18 protein-coding genes are annotated in these 17,680 nt (G+C 43.2%); 17 read left to right on the forward strand and 1 reads right to left on the reverse strand.

The genetic code is table 11. From position 1 onward, the window contains the following. The first annotated feature begins 125 nt into the window (after positions 1-125). The 10 genes from ACFQWC_RS19520 (at position 126) to spoIID (ending at position 9,955) form a co-directional block, all read left to right on the forward strand. Positions 126-644 carry a F0F1 ATP synthase subunit B gene (locus ACFQWC_RS19520; protein ID WP_299744068.1) on the forward strand — a complete coding sequence of 173 codons (519 nt, stop codon included), beginning with the start codon at positions 126-128 and terminating at the stop codon, positions 642-644. Then, positions 641-1,177, forward strand: a complete 537-nt coding sequence (locus ACFQWC_RS19525) for a F0F1 ATP synthase subunit delta (protein ID WP_299744071.1) — start codon at positions 641-643, stop codon at positions 1,175-1,177. The genes ACFQWC_RS19520 and ACFQWC_RS19525 overlap by 4 nt, the downstream gene beginning before the upstream one ends. Before the next feature lie 27 nt (positions 1,178-1,204). Next, positions 1,205-2,713 carry a F0F1 ATP synthase subunit alpha gene (atpA, locus tag ACFQWC_RS19530; protein ID WP_044339987.1) on the forward strand — a complete coding sequence of 503 codons (1,509 nt, stop codon included), beginning with the start codon at positions 1,205-1,207 and terminating at the stop codon, positions 2,711-2,713. Between the two features lie 105 nt (positions 2,714-2,818). After that, a complete protein-coding gene (locus tag ACFQWC_RS19535) occupies positions 2,819-3,679 on the forward strand; it encodes a F0F1 ATP synthase subunit gamma (protein WP_148971185.1) in 861 nt (286 codons plus the stop codon). A 71-nt stretch (positions 3,680-3,750) separates the two neighbouring features. Beyond that, on the forward strand, positions 3,751-5,154 hold the full coding sequence (gene atpD, locus ACFQWC_RS19540) for a F0F1 ATP synthase subunit beta (RefSeq protein ID WP_113969230.1): 1,404 nt from the start codon (positions 3,751-3,753) through the stop codon (positions 5,152-5,154). Between the two features lie 22 nt (positions 5,155-5,176). Next, complete coding sequence (locus tag ACFQWC_RS19545; protein WP_044339984.1) at positions 5,177-5,581, forward strand: F0F1 ATP synthase subunit epsilon; 405 nt, start codon at positions 5,177-5,179, stop codon at positions 5,579-5,581. A 261-nt stretch (positions 5,582-5,842) separates the two neighbouring features. Then, complete coding sequence (locus ACFQWC_RS19550) at positions 5,843-6,079, forward strand: DUF1146 family protein (RefSeq protein ID WP_044339983.1); 237 nt, start codon at positions 5,843-5,845, stop codon at positions 6,077-6,079. A 221-nt stretch (positions 6,080-6,300) separates the two neighbouring features. Next, the gene (locus ACFQWC_RS19555; RefSeq protein WP_299744091.1) at positions 6,301-7,050 is read left to right on the forward strand and encodes a YwmB family TATA-box binding protein; all 750 of its coding nucleotides are present in this window, start codon (positions 6,301-6,303) and stop codon (positions 7,048-7,050) included. Between the two features lie 32 nt (positions 7,051-7,082). Beyond that, positions 7,083-8,387: a UDP-N-acetylglucosamine 1-carboxyvinyltransferase gene (murA, locus tag ACFQWC_RS19560; protein ID WP_299744094.1), complete on the forward strand. Its 1,305-nt coding sequence runs from the start codon at positions 7,083-7,085 to the stop codon at positions 8,385-8,387. A 554-nt stretch (positions 8,388-8,941) separates the two neighbouring features. After that, a complete protein-coding gene (gene spoIID / locus ACFQWC_RS19565) occupies positions 8,942-9,955 on the forward strand; it encodes a stage II sporulation protein D (protein WP_299744097.1) in 1,014 nt (337 codons plus the stop codon). 42 nt (positions 9,956-9,997) lie between these two features. On the opposite strand, the gene ACFQWC_RS19570 is transcribed toward spoIID, so the two are convergent. Beyond that, positions 9,998-10,435, reverse strand: coding sequence for a VanZ family protein (locus ACFQWC_RS19570; RefSeq protein ID WP_299744100.1), 438 nt, complete (start codon positions 10,433-10,435; stop codon positions 9,998-10,000). A 552-nt stretch (positions 10,436-10,987) separates the two neighbouring features. Here ACFQWC_RS19570 and spoIIQ point away from each other — a divergent pair. The 7 genes from spoIIQ to spoIIID all read left to right on the forward strand — a co-directional run bounded on the left by spoIIQ (position 10,988) and on the right by spoIIID (position 17,669). Beyond that, entirely contained in the window at positions 10,988-11,902 is a 915-nt protein-coding gene (spoIIQ, locus tag ACFQWC_RS19575) for a stage II sporulation protein SpoIIQ (RefSeq protein ID WP_299744102.1), read from the forward strand. 378 nt (positions 11,903-12,280) lie between these two features. Further along, the gene (locus ACFQWC_RS19580) at positions 12,281-12,463 is read left to right on the forward strand and encodes a hypothetical protein (protein WP_299744105.1); all 183 of its coding nucleotides are present in this window, start codon (positions 12,281-12,283) and stop codon (positions 12,461-12,463) included. Between the two features lie 24 nt (positions 12,464-12,487). Next, positions 12,488-12,790 (forward strand): DUF4212 domain-containing protein, encoded by a 303-nt coding sequence (locus ACFQWC_RS19585; RefSeq protein WP_299744107.1) that lies wholly within the window; start codon positions 12,488-12,490, stop codon positions 12,788-12,790. 45 nt (positions 12,791-12,835) lie between these two features. Beyond that, positions 12,836-14,503 carry a sodium:solute symporter family protein gene (locus ACFQWC_RS19590; RefSeq protein ID WP_044339976.1) on the forward strand — a complete coding sequence of 556 codons (1,668 nt, stop codon included), beginning with the start codon at positions 12,836-12,838 and terminating at the stop codon, positions 14,501-14,503. Continuing rightward, positions 14,484-16,376, forward strand: coding sequence for a DUF294 nucleotidyltransferase-like domain-containing protein (locus ACFQWC_RS19595; protein WP_377108863.1), 1,893 nt, complete (start codon positions 14,484-14,486; stop codon positions 16,374-16,376). The genes ACFQWC_RS19590 and ACFQWC_RS19595 overlap by 20 nt, the downstream gene beginning before the upstream one ends. 7 nt (positions 16,377-16,383) lie before the next feature. Then, positions 16,384-17,043 (forward strand): 3'-5' exonuclease, encoded by a 660-nt coding sequence (locus tag ACFQWC_RS19600; protein WP_377108864.1) that lies wholly within the window; start codon positions 16,384-16,386, stop codon positions 17,041-17,043. A 365-nt stretch (positions 17,044-17,408) separates the two neighbouring features. Then, on the forward strand, positions 17,409-17,669 hold the full coding sequence (gene spoIIID, locus ACFQWC_RS19605) for a sporulation transcriptional regulator SpoIIID (protein WP_032086905.1): 261 nt from the start codon (positions 17,409-17,411) through the stop codon (positions 17,667-17,669). Positions 17,670-17,680: the final 11 nt, after the last annotated feature.

Below are 17,680 nucleotides of genomic sequence, written 5' to 3' on the forward strand. Positions count from 1 at the left end.
ATAAGAACCTTCGCCATTCCTTTATGTTTGGTACTTAAGAACATTTGATTATGAATGGTACGGCATTTGCCGTTATTGTACAGCTTTCTTATGAAGGCATTGACTCTTGAAGGGAGTGAAACCGCGTGCTTACAAACGCATTTGTCCTTGGAGCTGGTGGCGGCTTTACAGGTGGAGATATCGTATTCCAGCTTGCTATGTTCCTTATCCTTCTTGCGTTATTGAAGAAGTTTGCTTGGGGTCCTTTGATGGGCATCATGCAAGAGCGTGAGAATCATATTGCAGGCGAAATAGAAGCGGCTGAACAAAGCCGTCTAGAAGCAAATAAGAGCTTGGAAGAACAGCGTCAACTTTTAAAAGAGGCTCGTCAAGAAGCGCAAGCGATGATCGAGAACTCTAAAAAGCAGGGCGATGAGCAACGTGAACAAATCATCATCGCGGCTCGTCAGGAATCTGAGCGCTTGAAAGAATCTGCGAAACGTGAAATCGAGACGCAGAAAGAACAAGCGATGGCAGCATTACGCGAGCAGGTTGCTTCACTATCTGTTCTGATTGCATCGAAAGTGATTGAAAAAGAACTTTCTGTTCAAGATCAACAGAAGCTGATCAACGATTATATTAAAGAGGCAGGAGAAGAGCGATGAGCTACTCTACAGTCGCAAAACGCTATGCGTTAGCTCTTTTCGATATTGCCAAAGAACAGAATCAATTAGAAGCGATTGAACAAGAGCTTCGTGCAGTGAAATCCGTTTTTATCCAAAATAAAGAATTAAGCATTCTTTTGGAAAATCCGAAGTTTTCGACGGATAAGAAGAAAGACATGTTGAAAGAAGCGTTCTCTTCTGTTTCTGTACCGGTATTGAATACACTGCTTCTTATGACTGATCGTCATCGTGAAGATCAGGTAGTGGGTGTTGTCGATGCATTCATCGAGCTTTCTAATGAAGCTAGAGGAATCGCAGAAGCAAAGGTGTATTCCGTACGTGCTTTAACAGAAGATGAGAAGACAGCAATCTCAGCTTCTTTTGCTAAGAGAATTGGTAAACAATCATTAAGAATTGAGAATGTGATAGACGAGAACATACTTGGCGGACTTAAGGTCCGTATCGGCAACCGTATTTATGACGGAACTCTTGCTGGCAAGTTGGATCGTCTTGAGCGTGAACTTGTTCGTTAACTTTCGTATAAATGAGGGGTGAAATTCATGAGCATCAAGGCGGAAGAAATCAGCGCGCTGATAAAAAAGCAAATTGAAAACTATCAGTCTGAGATGAAAGTAAGCGATGTAGGTACAGTTATCCAAATCGGTGACGGTATCGCTCGTGCTCATGGCCTCGACAATGTCATGGCTGGAGAGCTTGTTGAATTTTCTAACGGTGTCATGGGTATGGCGCAGAACTTAGAGGAAAACAACGTAGGTATTATCATTCTCGGACCATTTACAGACATTCGTGAAGGCGATGAGGTTCGTCGTACTGGACGTATCATGGAAGTTCCAGTAGGACAGGAATTAGTAGGTCGTGTTGTAAACTCACTTGGACAACCAGTTGATGGATTAGGTCCAATTGCGACAACGAAAACACGTCCAATTGAAGGCGGGGCACCTGGTGTAATGGATCGTAAATCCGTACACGAGCCACTTCAAACTGGTATCAAAGCGATCGACGCTCTAGTTCCAATCGGTCGTGGTCAACGTGAGTTAATCATCGGAGACCGTCAAACAGGTAAAACATCTGTTGCGATCGATTCAATCCTAAATCAAAAAGGTCAAGACATGATCTGTATCTATGTTGCGATCGGACAAAAAGAATCAACTGTACGTAATGCGGTTGAAACGCTTCGTAAGCACGGTGCCCTTGATTACACAATCGTTGTAACGGCATCAGCTGCTTCACCAGCTCCAATGCTATTCTTAGCACCATACGCTGGTATCACAATGGGTGAAGAATTCATGCATAGCGGCAAGCACGTTCTTGTTGTATATGATGATCTTTCTAAGCAAGCATCTGCTTACCGTGAGCTTTCACTATTATTACGTCGTCCTCCAGGCCGTGAAGCATTCCCTGGTGACGTATTCTACTTACACTCTCGTTTACTTGAGCGTGCTGCGAAATTAAGTGATGCAAAAGGTGGAGGTTCCATCACAGCATTACCTTTCGTTGAAACACAGGCAGGAGATATCTCCGCTTACATTCCAACAAACGTTATCTCCATCACTGACGGACAGATTTTCTTACAATCTGACCTATTCTTCTCCGGTGTTCGTCCGGCGATCAATGCAGGTCTTTCCGTATCACGTGTTGGTGGATCCGCACAAATCAAAGCGATGAAAAAGGTTTCAGGTACACTGCGTCTTGACTTAGCGGCATACCGTGAGCTTGAAGCATTTGCTCAGTTCGGGTCAGATCTTGATAAAGCGACACAAGCGAAACTGAACCGTGGAGCCCGTACTGTTGAAGTACTGAAGCAGGATCTTAACAAACCACTTAATGTTGAAAAACAAGTTATGATCTTCTATTCATTAACAAAAGGTCATTTAGATGATATTCCAGTAACAGATATTCGTCGTTTCGAAGGTGAATTCCTAAGCTGGTTAGATCACAACCATACAGAACTGTTAGACCATATCCGCACAACAAAAGGTCTTCCTGAAGACGATGCAATGGTTGCAGCGATCAACGAATTCAAGAAGACATTTGTAAAGTCTGAGTAATTTTATAAGATGTCGGTGTTCATTCTGATGACACCGGCTGATTATTCCATTATTTAGTTGGTTCTAGTGAATATGACTAACATTTTAAAAGGGTGGTGAGAACCAGTGGCATCGTTACGCGACATAAAAACTCGTATTACATCTACGAAGAAAACCAGTCAAATTACGAAAGCAATGGAAATGGTCTCTGCCTCTAAATTGAACCGTGCTGAATCGAATGCGAAAGCCTTCGTCCCATACATGGAGAAAATTCAGGAAGTCGTTGCTTCCATTTCCCTTGGTAGCACAGATGTAACGCATCCGATGCTAGTCTCCCGCCCCGTAAAAAAAACCGGCTACTTGGTCATTACATCTGACCGCGGTTTGGCGGGGGCTTATAACTCGAGCGTCATTCGTGCTGTAAGTAATGCGATTAAAGAGCGTCACAGCTCACAAGATGAATACGCCATTATTGCGTTAGGTCGTATTGGAAGAGACTTCTTCCAAAAACGAGGCGATAATGTAGTGGAAGGTATTGTAGGGCTACCAGATCAACCAAACTTTGCAGACATTAAAGACATTGCCAACAAGGCAGTCAGTATGTTCTCTGATGGTGCTTATGATGAACTTTACATGTACTACAACCACTATGTCAGTGCCATTCAACAAGATGTTACCGAGAAGAAGGTTCTTCCTTTAACGGAGCTTGATTCTTCTTCATCGAACTTAACTTCTTATGAGTTTGAGCCTAATGCTGAAGAAATTTTGGAAGTGTTGCTTCCTCAATATGCTGAAAGCCTGATTTACGGAGCGTTACTTGATGGTAAAGCCAGTGAGCACGCGGCCCGTATGACAGCAATGAGAAGCGCAACAGACAATGCGAAAGAAATCATTAACAGCCTTACACTTTCTTATAACCGTGCGCGTCAAGCAGCGATTACCCAAGAAATCACGGAAATCGTAGGCGGGGCAGCAGCACTCGAATAGAAATGACATTCCGGTTGAGTGCCGGATTACAACATAGTTTTGTCGTCAAAAGCTAGTTAGGAGGGAAAGAGATGAACAAAGGACACGTTCTTCAAGTAATGGGTCCAGTTGTCGATGTCAAGTTCGCTAACGGCCAACTTCCTGATATCTACAACTCATTAAAGGTCCAAATTGCAGATAGAGCTGAACTTACATTAGAGGTTGCCCTTCACCTAGGTGATGATTCTGTACGTACAATCGCGATGGCTTCCACAGATGGTTTACAACGTGGAGCTGACGTGCTTGATACAGGAGCACCAATCTCTGTACCAGTAGGGGATATCACATTAGGTCGTGTATTCAACGTTCTAGGTGAATCAATCGATTTAGACGAGCCTCTTGCAGCAGGTATCCGTCGTGATCCAATTCATAGACAAGCACCTACATTTGATCAGCTTTCTACAGAAGTTGAGATTCTGGAAACAGGTATTAAAGTAGTAGACTTACTTGCACCTTACATCAAGGGTGGTAAGATCGGTCTATTCGGTGGTGCCGGTGTTGGTAAAACCGTATTAATCCAGGAGCTTATCAACAACATCGCTCAAGAGCACGGCGGTATCTCTGTATTTGCCGGTGTTGGAGAGCGTACTCGTGAAGGAAATGACCTTTACCACGAGATGAGCGACTCTGGCGTTATCAAGAAAACAGCGATGGTATTCGGACAAATGAACGAGCCGCCAGGTGCGCGTATGCGTGTAGCACTGACAGGTCTTACAATGGCTGAATACTTCCGTGATGAGCAAGGTCAAGACGTACTTCTGTTCATCGATAACATCTTCCGTTTCACGCAAGCAGGTTCAGAGGTTTCTGCCCTACTAGGCCGTATGCCATCTGCCGTTGGTTACCAGCCGACACTTGCTACTGAAATGGGTCAATTGCAAGAGCGTATCACGTCAACGAACGTAGGTTCTGTAACATCGATCCAAGCGATCTATGTACCTGCCGATGACTACACGGATCCGGCTCCTGCTACAACTTTCGCTCACTTGGATGCAACAACGAACCTTGAGCGTAAACTTTCTGAGATGGGTATCTATCCTGCGGTAGATCCATTAGCATCGACTTCACGTGCTCTTTCTCCAGAAATCGTAGGAGAAGAACACTACAGCATCGCTCGTAATGTTCAACAAACATTACAGCGTTATAAAGAACTTCAAGATATCATCGCGATCCTTGGTATGGATGAGCTTTCTGATGATGATAAGCTGACGGTACACCGCGCTCGTCGTGTACAATTCTTCTTATCTCAAAACTTCCACGTTGCAGAACAGTTCACTGGACAAAAAGGTTCTTACGTTGAAGTGAAAGACACTGTTAAAGGTTTCAAAGATATCCTTGACGGTAAATACGATCACATTCCTGAAGATGCGTTCCGTCTAGTAGGTCCGATTGAGGATGTATTAGCAGCAGCTAAAGAAATGGGCGTAGAGGTATAATTAGGGACCAGGAGGGAAGAAAATGAAGACATTAAAAGTCAATATTGTCACTCCCGATGGCCCAGTGTACGATTCAGAAGTGGAAATGGTGAGCACGAAAGCTCAAAGCGGTGAGCTTGGAATCTTACCTGGACACATTCCGATGGTTGCTCCACTACAAATCGGTGCGGTTCGCCTGAAAAAAGGTGGCAACACTGAGCTTGTAGCTGTCAGTGGCGGATTCTTAGAAGTACGTCCTGAACAAGTGACAATTCTAGCACAGTCTGCTGAAACAGCAGAAGCTATCGATGTACAACGCGCTAAAGAAGCAAAAGGCCGCGCGGAAGACCGCATGCAGGCACAACGTGATGATGTAGACTTCCGTCGTGCTGAACTCGCTCTAAAGCGTGCCATGAACAGAATTAACGTTTCCGAACGTAACTTCTAATAAAACAGCAAAACCACCCTTTCCTTGAGGAAGGGTGGTTTTTTGTAGGGACGGACCTTTGAGATCTGCTGGAACTCAAGTCAGGAATTTCAACCAATTTTGCCGGACGGACCTATATATGTTACCTAGCTTTCAAGTACGTAAAAAGGAAAATTTTTATTAACATATTGGACATATTTTTATATAAATAACATATGTTGTGACAGCTTAGTGTGGTAAAATAGTCTATGTGCGTCGATATGATTATTAGGAGTGAGAAAAGTGGTAGAAAGCTTTGGCCAGCAGGCCCTGATCAGCATGCTCGTGCATCTATTCGTATTCGGGATCACATTTTGGTCTTTGCAATCCATCCAGTTAGACAAGCTCCTAAAGAAGAATCGAGTCGCTCAAGGGAGACTACTGTATATCCTACTAACGATCGCGATCGGCTCAGCCGTCAGCCAATTTTTACTGGATTACTATCTGTGGTCTCAACAATTGCCTGTTTTCTTTGAATGATTAGAGCTTTGACAAAAAATAGGTCTTCCTGCATGTTTTCATTAGAGCCTGTTTTGAGTAAGATTAATTTTGTGTTCGTGCCTCTTTGTGAAAAAGTTTCAAAGTGAAACCCTTTTCATTAACAGCATGAAAGACTCAATAATTGTAAAAAGATGACGACAATTTTCAAGTATGTTCTTCTCCTATTCGGACAGACTTTTAGGTAAGGGGAGGAATGGAAAATGGGTCGGTATTTTTACATTATTTTAATCTTTTTTGTTGGATTAGGTTTTCTTCCTGTTATTAATGGGAACAACACTATCGAAGCCAATCAATTATTAGACATTGAAAAGCTTGATCAAGCCATTGTTCATTCTCAAGGTCAGATAACTGAATGGTCTCTATATGCAAGAGAAAACAAAAAAAGCTTCACGAATAAAGGATTTGCCAAATATAGTACTACTATGCAAGAAAGATTTTCTGATTTTGAGTGGGTGACGAAAAAGTCAGCTGAAGAGGTAATGGTTGTGGGACAACGTCAGACGTCTCACGGGGAAGAAACCATTAAGTTCCAGCACACCCTCACAAACAAGCAATCTGTTTCGTATGTTATGTATGAGATGCGCGGTGCTCAGAAAGCGTTGGGAGAAAAGACGAGGCATTACATCAAGACTGAATTTATCCCAAATATGGAAATCATTTTTACTAATAAACCCATGATTTTCTCTTGTATAAAAGGCGAATTCAATGATAAGCTTGAGAAAGTTTTGTCGAATCAGGCTGTCGAATTAATGTCGAAATTAGACGCAAAAGAACTGGAATCACTTAGAGAAGAAGACTTTTATTCCATTTCAGCTTACTCGGAACAAATGTCACGGAAAATACCAACAAAAAATGATGATATGAATATACAACTAGGTCTACGGAAAAGCGGAATGGGCGCTAAGACAACCTTTGTGATTGGCACACCCATCCTAACGATTGAATATTAATATAGAGAAATTGGACGCGGAGGGGAATACTCTTGGAAAAAATTATCGTCCGCGGCGGTCAGCGTTTAAGCGGTACAGTGCAAGTTGAAGGAGCAAAGAATGCCGTTTTACCAGTCATCGCTGCTACATTATTAGCAAGTGAAGGAAAAAGTGTAATTAAAAATGTACCACCACTCTCCGATGTATATACGATTAATGAAGTATTACGTCATTTAAATACAGATGTAGAGTTTAACAATGGTGAAGTCATCGTGAATGCATCAAGAGAGTTGTTTGTAGAAGCACCGTTTGAATATGTTCGAAAAATGCGTGCATCCGTCCTTGTAATGGGATCACTACTCGGACGTACAGGTAAAGCACGTGTTGCGCTTCCTGGTGGATGTGCCATTGGATCAAGACCGATTGACCAACACTTAAAAGGCTTCGAAGCAATGGGAGCAAAAGTGAAGGTAGGAAATGGTTTTATCGAAGCTGAAGTAAACGGAAGATTGAAGGGTGCCAAGGTTTATCTGGACTTCCCAAGCGTGGGGGCAACAGAAAACATCATGATGGCTGCTGCTCTTGCAGAAGGAACAACAATCCTGGAAAACGTCGCAAAAGAGCCTGAAATCGTCGACTTGGCTAACTTCCTGAACAAAATGGGAGGAAACGTAGTAGGTGCAGGTACTGGAACGATCCGTATTGAAGGTGTAGACCGTTTATACGGTGTCGAACACAGCATCATTCCAGACCGTATCGAAGCAGGAACTTTCATGGTGGCTGCAGCCATCACTCAAGGTGATGTCCTTGTAAAAGGCGCTATTCCAGAACACTTATCTTCTTTAGTTGCGAAGATGGAAGAAATGGGCGTAACGATCATCGATGAAGAGGAAGGACTTCGTGTCATCGGGCCGGAGAAACTGAAATCTGTCGATATCAAAACAATGCCTCATCCTGGTTTCCCAACAGATATGCAATCTCAAATGATGGCATTACTATTAGCAGCTGACGGCACTAGCGTCATCACTGAGACAGTTTTCGAAAACCGTTTCATGCATGCTGAAGAATTCCGTCGTATGGGAGCAGACATTAAGATTGAAGGCCGTTCTGTGATCATGAACGGACCAACACCTCTTCAAGGGGCAGAAGTGGCTGCAACCGACTTACGTGCAGCAGCAGCACTTTCAATCGCTGGTCTGGTAGCAGATGGTTACACTCGAGTAACAGAACTGAAGCATTTAGATCGTGGATATGTAAACTTCCATCAGAAGCTTGCAGGCCTGGGTGCCGATATCGAGCGTGTGAAAGAAGTGGAAGAAACACCTGTTTCTAATCAAGACATGATTAAAGATGCGTAAGTAATAGGGAGGCGAGCTTTTCTTTTATAGAAGAGCTTGCTTTTTTTGTTTGGGCTGAGAGTCGGAGCTGAAACTCGAGTTGTGTTTTGGTAAAATAAGTAAATTAGCTGAATTATGGTTGATTTCGGCTGGATTCTTGTCAGGAACGGCTGGATTCTTCGTAAAAGTGGCCGGATTCTTGCTGAAAACGGCTGGACTTGCGACGGGCAATTTTGAAATATCGTCAAAATAGGTAGAAAAAGAGTATGCTGATGTTGAAAATGAGATGAAAAAGTCATTTATTTTCAATAATGCAGTATTTATTTTCAAAATTTCACTTTTATTTTCAATTCTGGCACATTTATTTTCAAATTTGAGATTTTATTTTTAAAAATGCATTTGCTCCACAACACACTTCATTACTTATTCCAAGTTCATCAATTCCGAACATCTTCCTTCATCAAAATCACTCTTAAAAGATTCATAATTGCTTGTCCACTACCATACATATGAAAGAGAGTGGAGAAGTGTGCTAAGACATTCTCCTATTTAATCTTTCATTGGAGGCCGCGAACATGAAGCATTTGAAACCAGTAATGATCATCTTCTCAATCTTTATCAGTATCATCTTTATTGTCCCTACTCTTCTCGTGCTCCCATTTTCATCAGAAAAGGAAACGGCAAACTTAGACGAAAAGCTGAAAAATCCGCCATCCGTTGAAGAGCTGGGGAACTCAGTCGAGGTAGCTGTCTACCGTTCCAACCAGGACCTAATCGAGAAACTTCCTTTGGAGCAGTATGTAGTAGGGGTAGTGGCTGGTGAAATGCCTGCAGATTTTGAAAAGGAAGCCTTAAAAGCACAAGCCCTTGCAGCACGAACGTATATTGTGAATCAGCTTCTACTTGAGGACTCCTCTGTTCCGAAGGGTGCCGATGTGACGGATACGGTCTCTCATCAGGTGTATAAGAACCAGAAGGAGCTTGCAGGTCTTTGGGGAGCTGACTATGATTGGAAGGTCAAAAAAATTTCCGAAGCGGTCCTTGAAACGATGGGACAGGTGCTGACCTATGATGGTAAGCCGATTACGGCAGCCTTCTTCTCAACGAGCAATGGTTACACAGAAAACTCTGAGGCTTATTGGCCGAATGAATATCCATATTTACGAAGTGTAGAAAGCCCTTGGGACTCGGCGTCACCAAGGTTCGAGGATCAAAAGATTATACCGATTAAAGAATTTGAGCAGAAATTGGGCGTAACACTGCCAAAGGATGGATCGGTCGGAACGATCACGTCAAGAACGGAAGGCAAAAGGGTAGCGAGTGTTGAAATTAACGGCAAAGGATTTTCCGGCCGGGAAATTCGAGAGAAATTAGAACTCAGATCTTCAGACTTTACCTGGTATCTGAAAGATGATCATATTGTCATTGCCACAAAAGGATTCGGACACGGGGTCGGAATGAGCCAATACGGAGCAAACGGGATGGCGAAGGAAGGCAAGAATTATCAAGACATCGTCAGTCATTACTATAAAGATGTCAAAATAACGGAATCAGATAAACTCCTGCAGAAAGTAACCGCACAAAGATAAAAAAAAGGATTGAGTCTTCAGGTCAAGTAGACCAGTAGAGACTCAATCCTTTTTTAAATATGCTTCGAACTTTTTCATCTTCTTCGTCAATGGATGATCAGCCTTTTTAAAATAAGTCCGGTTCACAATCCAAAAAAGGACAGTGACTCCGATCAAATCCTTGGCAGCGTCAATCAGTGTTGCAGACCGATACGGAACAAAGGACTGATGTATCTCATCCACGAATCCATAAAAGATGCTAATCAACGCAACGGTGAAATTCAATGTGAACCGAAGCTTTCCATGTGCCAACAGAGCGATAACAAATAACCCATACAAAATACCGAATTCGATTAAATGGAGAGATTCCTTAATAAAACGATCCAACTGATTATCAGGAAATCGAATGACGGCATCATCAGGATTACTCGACAAAATCCATATTAGAATCATATAGAGAAAAGGCGCAGCTGTCAGCACATATTTCAGTAACTTCTTCATATGCAGCTCGTCCTTTCTGTTTTTTATATTGTATCATGCAGGATAGTAATTTCGTTAACAAACAAGAATTGCAGGACCTGCACTATTCTTGTTTGTTTTAAATAGTTATGCAAAACAGTAAGTTGATTCTCCCTGCAGGCGCCCGACTCAGCGGGAATAGCGGGAAAGTACGAAAAGCGTAGGCGGCTCGCTCAGTCCCGACAAGCATAAGATGAATGGGCCATTAGAAGGCGTTCTTTGCCTTCTTGGACCATTTAGCTAATGACCTCGAGGGGCTAGACGCCGGAGCTAGACAGGTGAGACCCTGCAGGCGAACCTGAGGAGGAGGCTCACTGCCCGCCCCGCGGAAAGCGAGCGTCCTGTAGCGGATATCAACTACTACAGTCTCTGTTAAAATACGAGAAACGCATAATAAAAGAAAAATTTCATCTTATTTTTAAAATCATACATATTTTCCAACCCTTTGTCGAAAGATAAGAATTTTAAAAATTTTTTTCCGAATGTGTATATATTTTCTGAATTCTGTTCAGAATGATTGCTGAGGTGATGAAAATGAGAGAGGAAGAAAAGAAACAACCTTCTCAAAACTTTTTGAAAAGACGTTGGGCATACCCAGCAATCTATTTAGCAAGTGCAGCAATCATTATCACGGGGATTCTGTGGTACCAAGCAGGAAATGATGTAAACGAGAAAGCCAAGGATTACAGCTATGATGGAGTTCCTACTGACAATGAGTTTAACCAACCTGCAGAAGAAGTCAACCGTTCATTGGAAAACTTTGTAATGCCTGTTGCAAGTCCGGAAGATACAGTGATCGAAAAACAATTCTACGATACTGAAGCTTCAGCGGAAGAACAGGAAGCAGCCTTAGTTGTTTATGGTAACATGTACTATCCGAACCAAGGAGTCGACATCTCTAAAGATGGAAAAGAATTCGATGTTCTGGCTGCCATGAGCGGTACAGTCACAAAGGTTCAAGAAGATTCCCTACTCGGAAACACGATTGAAATCGAGCACAGCAAAGGAATCGTTACTCGTTATCAATCAGTCAAAGACTTTGAAGTCGCGGTTGGAGATGTAGTAGATCAAGGACAAGCTATCGCTAAAGCAGGTAAGAGCTTATTCAATGAAGAAGCTGGTGTTCACGTACACTTTGAAATTCGTAAAGCAAATGTAGCAGTGAATCCGCTTGAATACTTCAATAAGTCTCTTGCAACTCTTCAAGAAGCACAATTAGAAGACAAGAAGGTTTCAGGTGAACAGCCGGATGCTGAAGCATCGGAAGAAAATGCCGTAGAAGATCAAGCTAGCGAAGATAAAGCTGCTGAAGATAAAGCAACAGAAGAAAACGGTGCTGACGATGCAGCAGAAGAAAAGCCGGAAGCTGAGCAAAAGCCGAAACAAGAAAATGCTGATCAAAAAGACGACGCAGCCGATAATGGCTCTGACGTAAAAGACGAAGAATAATCATATAGATGAAGAAAGACTGACTGGTGATTTCCGGTCAGTTTTTTTGTTTTCAGATCTATTCCAATTATCTCTTTATCCATATAAAAAATTTCCTCGGAAATTCGACAAAGGAAATACTTTACTGGAAAAATATTTCCATGCTACTTCAATCTACTAATGCAATCACAGTTCCCTATATCTTTATTTTAGTAAAATGATTTTATTTAAATAAAAAAATTAAATGGACAATTGTCGTTTTTTCTTTATTGACCTGCCTTTTTCCAAAAAAGATAATGAGGGCATGAATAAAATTTCAGAAAATTTAATCTTTATTAATGGGAGGTTGTATGATCAAGGAACGTTTAGAGAGCGCTTACAAAAACAGGAGGTGAAACGTTGCTTTACTTCATCGCTATTTTACTCATAACAGGGGGAAGTATTTTTCTTGCACTGAGAAAGAAACGGGCTTTCTTCTTAACCATTCCATTCTTGTCTTTATTCATTTACTTTATTGTTCAGATTGCCATGGTCCCGGTTCCGTTTTTTGAGACCGTGAAATTTATTTTCAGTTTAAAATAATGAGCTTGAAAAGGGGTTACATAAATGAAGAAGATTGATAGAGCAAAAGCGGATCAGTATTTTAAAGAAAAGAACCGTTATATGGCGCTGTATTTAGTGATTTGGCTCGTATCTTCCTTTGGAGTCGTCCTGTTTGCCGAAAGCCTGTCAACGGTCACCCTCAATGGTTTTCCTTTTCACTACTTTATGGGTGCTCAAGGGTCGATTGTCATTTTCATCATATTACTCTACGTAAATGCGAAGGTAAGCGATGGAATCGATAAGAAGTATGGAATTGATGAAAGTAAAAATGAGCAGATCAGCTACGGAAAGACATTGGACCATTAAACGGCTTCAACCAAATATATAGAATAGAGCAGGGGGAAACGATAAATGGATACTCAGTTTTTAGTATCAACGTCGATTATTCTGTTGACGTTTGCGTTATATATCGGAATTGCTGTTTATAACAAAGCGAAAGCGACATCGGACTTCTATGTAGCCGGTCGGGGAGTGCCGCCGATCTTTAATGGGATGGCCATCGGAGCAGACTGGATGAGTGCAGCATCATTCATTGGACTGGCTGGTACCGTCATGATCCTCGGCTATGATGGACTTGCCTACATAATGGGCTGGACGGGAGGATATTTACTGTTAACCTTCTTACTTGCCCCACAGCTTAGGAAATATGGTCGCTATACGGTACCGGAATTTATCGGGGACCGGTATAACAGCCACACGGCCCGCGTCATTGCCGCCATCTGCACAATCATTATCAGTTTTACGTATTCCATTGGTCAGCTGTCAGGTTCCGGGGTCGTAATCGGTCGTTTGTTCGAAATCGATGCCAAAGTCGGTACGATGATCGGAGTGGTGCTCATCGCCTTCTACGCAGCTTTTGGTGGGATGAAGGGGATCACGTGGACGCAGGTTGCTCAGTATGTTGTTCTTATTATCGCTTATTTAATTCCTGTTATTTTCATGTCGTTACAAATTACCGGAAACCCTGCACCCTGGATTTCCTATGGGGAACTGGTAGGGAAAATCGGGGAGCTCGATCGTGAGCTTGGGGTCTCGGAATACTTCGCTCCTTTTACTAACGGTACGAAGTGGCAGTTCATGGCTCTGATGTTTACGTTGATGGCAGGGACCGCGGGACTTCCACACGTAATCGTTCGATTCTATACGGTTTCTACGATGAAGGCGGCTCGCTGGTCAGGAGCATGGGCACTCCTTTTCATCGGACTTCTCTATTTATCAGCACCTGCATATGCAGCATTCTCACGCTTCATTCTAATGACAAAGGTTGCGGGCAGTCAAATCAGTGACTTGCCTTCCTGGACGAAATCCTGGGTGGATACGGGGAAATTACAGGTCGCAGACGCAAATGGAGATGGAATCCTACAGTGGAAGGAAATCATCATCTCGAATGATATCGTGGTCATGGCCACACCGGAAATTGCGAATTTAGGCGTATTCGTCATCGGTCTCGTAGCGGCTGGTGCCATGGCAGCGGCGTTATCGACGGCAGGCGGATTGATGATCGCGATATCCTCTTCCTTTGCTCATGATATCTACTATCGTGTATTCAAGCCAAACGCGACAGAGAAAAATCGTCTGGCAGTTGCCCGTTGGTCGATCGTCATTGCAACGGTGCTCGCCGGGATTGTGGCTCTCAATCCCCCAGGGGTTATCACCCAGATCGTCGCCTGGGCCTTCGCACTGGCGTCCGGAACGTTTTTCCCGGCACTTTTACTCGGGGTATGGTGGAAACGCTCCAATGCCCAAGGGGTTATTGCAGGGATGCTTGTGGGGTTAGGGGTAACCCTTACGTATATCTTCCTGGCAAGATCAGGAGTTACCCTATTCGGCATCATTGATACGGGGGCAGGAGTGTTTGGCGCAACGGCCGCAACGATTGCCAATATCGTCGTGTCACTGATGACGAAAGCACCGTCTCAAAAGATTCAAGAAGAGGTAATGGATCTCCGTTACCCGGAACAAATGACCTTTAAAGACGGAGAAGTTTGGGTGAACGACGATGTCGACTTCAAAGCCTGACGGATCATTTCAAGAAGCTGTACTCCTTCATCCCTTCTTCAAGGGGATGGAGCGGGGTACGGCTCTTTCCCTTTTCTCCGAGTGTAAGTGGCTTGAGGTGGGAAAGCACTCTACTATTCTGAAAAGCTTTGAACACCGATTAGGACTCTACCTTGTGATTAATGGAGAGGTAGCGGTGGTTGTCCCTAAGGAAAAAGAAGAGATTCTTGAGATGATTTCTAAGGACGGAATAGTCGGCTTATCAAGTCTGTACTCTGTTCTGAATACAACGGTAGAGGAGAGTGTTTATTCTTCGGTTGAGGTCAAGGCGAAAGAGGACTGTCAGCTCTGCCTCGTTCCATATACTAGTTTAAAAAACTATTGGAATGAACCTTATTTGAAGAATTTTTTATTAGAAGAAACATCAAAACGACTTCAGGATGTTTATTATTCCTTGTCTCAGCAAGTGGGAGTGGCGCACGGGCTTGAAGAGCGGACAACGATTCTGAAACGTGTGAGTGATGTCATGACAAATTCAGTTGTAACTGTCAGGAGTGATGATTCCCTGGGGGATGCAGCTCGAGCCATGGGAGAAAACCGGGTCAGCTCTGTCATCATACTGGAAAACAATCGCATTGCAGGAATACTGACAGAAAGAGACCTCGTCTCCAGATGCCTTGCAAGGTCCGTCCCTCTCACCAAACCGGTAAACGGGACCATGACCCCCAATCCAATCGTCATCACCCGTGACGCCTATCTGTACGAAGCCCTCGCCACCATGATCGATCACTCCATCAAACACCTGCCCGTTGTCGGGGATAAGGAGAGGGACGGACCTATCGGCATCATCACCCTCCACGATGTAATGAAGGCGAACCATATAGGTGCCCTGACGAGTGCAAGGAAACTGGAGAACAAGGATTTTCCACTGGAGAAGGTTAAACCGATGGCAGAGTCCATGTTATCGAGTCTTTGGAATGCGCATGCTCCGGTATTCCACATTCTCGATTTCATGTCAGGGCTATTCGATCGTATTTATCAGCGGATCCTAAAGCAGGTTGAGGAAGAATTGCTTCAGGAAGGACGGGATAGACCTTGCTCATATGCATTTTATGTCATGGGTTCAGCAGGTAGGAAAGAGCAGTTTATGTTGACCGACCAAGATCATTTCCTCGTTTATGAAAAACATAGTAAAGAAGCGGTGGACTATTTCTGGGATTTTGCTGAAAAAGTCGTCGTTGAATTGGAAAAGGCAGGACTGCGTCTTTGTGAAGGAAGAATGATGGCGAATCAGAAAGCGTGGTCAGGGAGTGTGGGTTCCTGGCAGGAAAGGTTGAGAGAATGGTCTGTCCATTCGTCAGAGGATACCTTATTGAAGGTACAAAACTTCTTTTCATATCGATTTTTAGATGGGGATGAAACGCTTCAGTCGACATTTGAAGACGCTATAAAAGATCAGCTCCGCAGTTCGAAAATATTATTGGTACGACTGGCCCAAGTCGAAAAATCCAAGCCAGTGCCTGCTCTTCACTCATCCATTCGCTCAATATTAGGCATGGATCGAAAAACGGTATCTATTAAGAAAAATATTCTGTTCCCTTTTCATCATGCTCTGCAGATATTGAATGCTGCTCATGGTAATACCTCCGGATCGACTAGGGAGAAAATCGATTTTTTAACAAAGAAGCGATCTATTTCTGAGGATTTTGCAGAAGAATTATCAGAAGCTTTCCAGGAAGTAATAAAGCTCAATATAGAGTTAAAGAGGAAAAATAAGGGAGATACGGTACACCTCTCCACACTCTCCACCCGTAAAAAAGAAAACCTGTACAAAAGTGTGAAAACGATACGGGAATTTCAACAAATGATGCTATCTCATTACTCCTTAACGTAGAAGGGAAGTGAAGGTTTTCATTTTTTCAAAGAAAAAGATCGAGTGTCCGCTCCACTATGATTCCATCCCGCTCAACAGTGAAATAGCAGATCTTACGTTTGTTGTCTTTGATACGGAAACGACAGGATTCCGCGTCGGAGCGGAGGACCGGATGCTGGAAATCGGAGCGGTTAAAGTAAAAGGGTATGAGGTAAAGGAAAACATCACATTTCAGACATTTTCCAATCCTCATCGACCCATTTCTCAGGAAATAATCCAGCTTACGGGAATTCAGTCTAAAGATGTCGAACAAGCGCCGGAAGCATCGGATGCCATCCGTGACTTCTTCACCTTTATAGGAGGAAAAAGTGTGAATAGTCTGGTTGGACACTACGTAAGCTTTGATGAACTCGTGCTGAAGAGTGAACTGAAGCGAGCCGGACTTCATCTTCAGATGGCACCGAGCCTGGACACACTTAATCTAATCGGATATCTTTCGCCCTCTTACGATATGAGAGATCTTGAGCGATATGCCCAGATGTTCGGGACTCGGTTGTACCCAAGACATCGGGCGTTAAACGATGCCCTTATGACGGCTTACTTATTTGTGGAATTATTGGAGCTGTTAAAAGATCGAAGGGTGGAAACCTGGGGGGAGTTGGTCCGGGTCAGCCGGGGTAATGGGTGAAGGATGGCACATTTACGAGGTCGGTTTTCCTCCGAAAACCATATGAAGGTCCGTCCCTAAGAGTGATTTTTCAGAAAATTAACCTCAAACCTTGTCCTTATTGTGTTTTTTGTGCATATATGTGGGCACAAGCTAATAAAATGATACAAACCTATCAAAATAGAGAGTGTTTGAGGTGAGGAATCGTCATTATACCATTGATCATCAGCTGAATATTTGATTATACGTTGTAACATCAGGAAGCTGCCGTCATAAATAAGGCTTTCTGCCGTTTGCCTATGTGCAAGGGGTCTATACTATTTCATTGATGCGAAAGCGAGTCTCATTTCACACTTCTCACATCCAATTTAGGGAGGTCGAGTGGTGTGCACGATTACATCAAAGAGAGAACAATCAAGATTGGTAAGTATATCGTGGAGACGAAAAAAACTGTTCGTGTAATTGCGAAGGAGTTTGGCGTGTCCAAAAGTACTGTCCATAAAGATCTAACAGAACGACTGCCAGAAATTAATCCAGAACTCGCAAATGAAGTCAAAACAATACTTGATTATCATAAATCTATCCGGCATCTACGAGGTGGAGAAGCGACGAAGCAAAAATACAAAAAAGAAGAGCTCCACAGCTAACCAAAATACGC

The organism is Rossellomorea sp. GCM10028870 (assembly GCF_042666755.1).
Classification (GTDB): domain Bacteria; phylum Bacillota; class Bacilli; order Bacillales; family Bacillaceae_B; genus Rossellomorea.

What these genes read in the sequence shown, in the direction of transcription:
- atpD (WP_113969230.1), top strand. Translation starts at nt 3,751, where the DNA reads ATGAACAAAGGACACGTTCTTCAAGTAATGGGTCCAGTTGTCGATGTC.
- ACFQWC_RS19570 (WP_299744100.1), bottom strand. Translation starts at nt 10,435, where the DNA reads ATGAAGAAGTTACTGAAATATGTGCTGACAGCTGCGCCTTTTCTCTAT.
- ACFQWC_RS19590 (WP_044339976.1), top strand. Translation starts at nt 12,836, where the DNA reads ATGGATACTCAGTTTTTAGTATCAACGTCGATTATTCTGTTGACGTTT.
- ACFQWC_RS19545 (WP_044339984.1), top strand. Translation starts at nt 5,177, where the DNA reads ATGAAGACATTAAAAGTCAATATTGTCACTCCCGATGGCCCAGTGTAC.
- ACFQWC_RS19585 (WP_299744107.1), top strand. Translation starts at nt 12,488, where the DNA reads ATGAAGAAGATTGATAGAGCAAAAGCGGATCAGTATTTTAAAGAAAAG.
- spoIIQ (WP_299744102.1), top strand. Translation starts at nt 10,988, where the DNA reads ATGAGAGAGGAAGAAAAGAAACAACCTTCTCAAAACTTTTTGAAAAGA.
- ACFQWC_RS19595 (WP_377108863.1), top strand. Translation starts at nt 14,484, where the DNA reads ATGTCGACTTCAAAGCCTGACGGATCATTTCAAGAAGCTGTACTCCTT.
- atpA (WP_044339987.1), top strand. Translation starts at nt 1,205, where the DNA reads ATGAGCATCAAGGCGGAAGAAATCAGCGCGCTGATAAAAAAGCAAATT.
- spoIID (WP_299744097.1), top strand. Translation starts at nt 8,942, where the DNA reads ATGAAGCATTTGAAACCAGTAATGATCATCTTCTCAATCTTTATCAGT.
- ACFQWC_RS19555 (WP_299744091.1), top strand. Translation starts at nt 6,301, where the DNA reads ATGGGTCGGTATTTTTACATTATTTTAATCTTTTTTGTTGGATTAGGT.
- ACFQWC_RS19525 (WP_299744071.1), top strand. Translation starts at nt 641, where the DNA reads ATGAGCTACTCTACAGTCGCAAAACGCTATGCGTTAGCTCTTTTCGAT.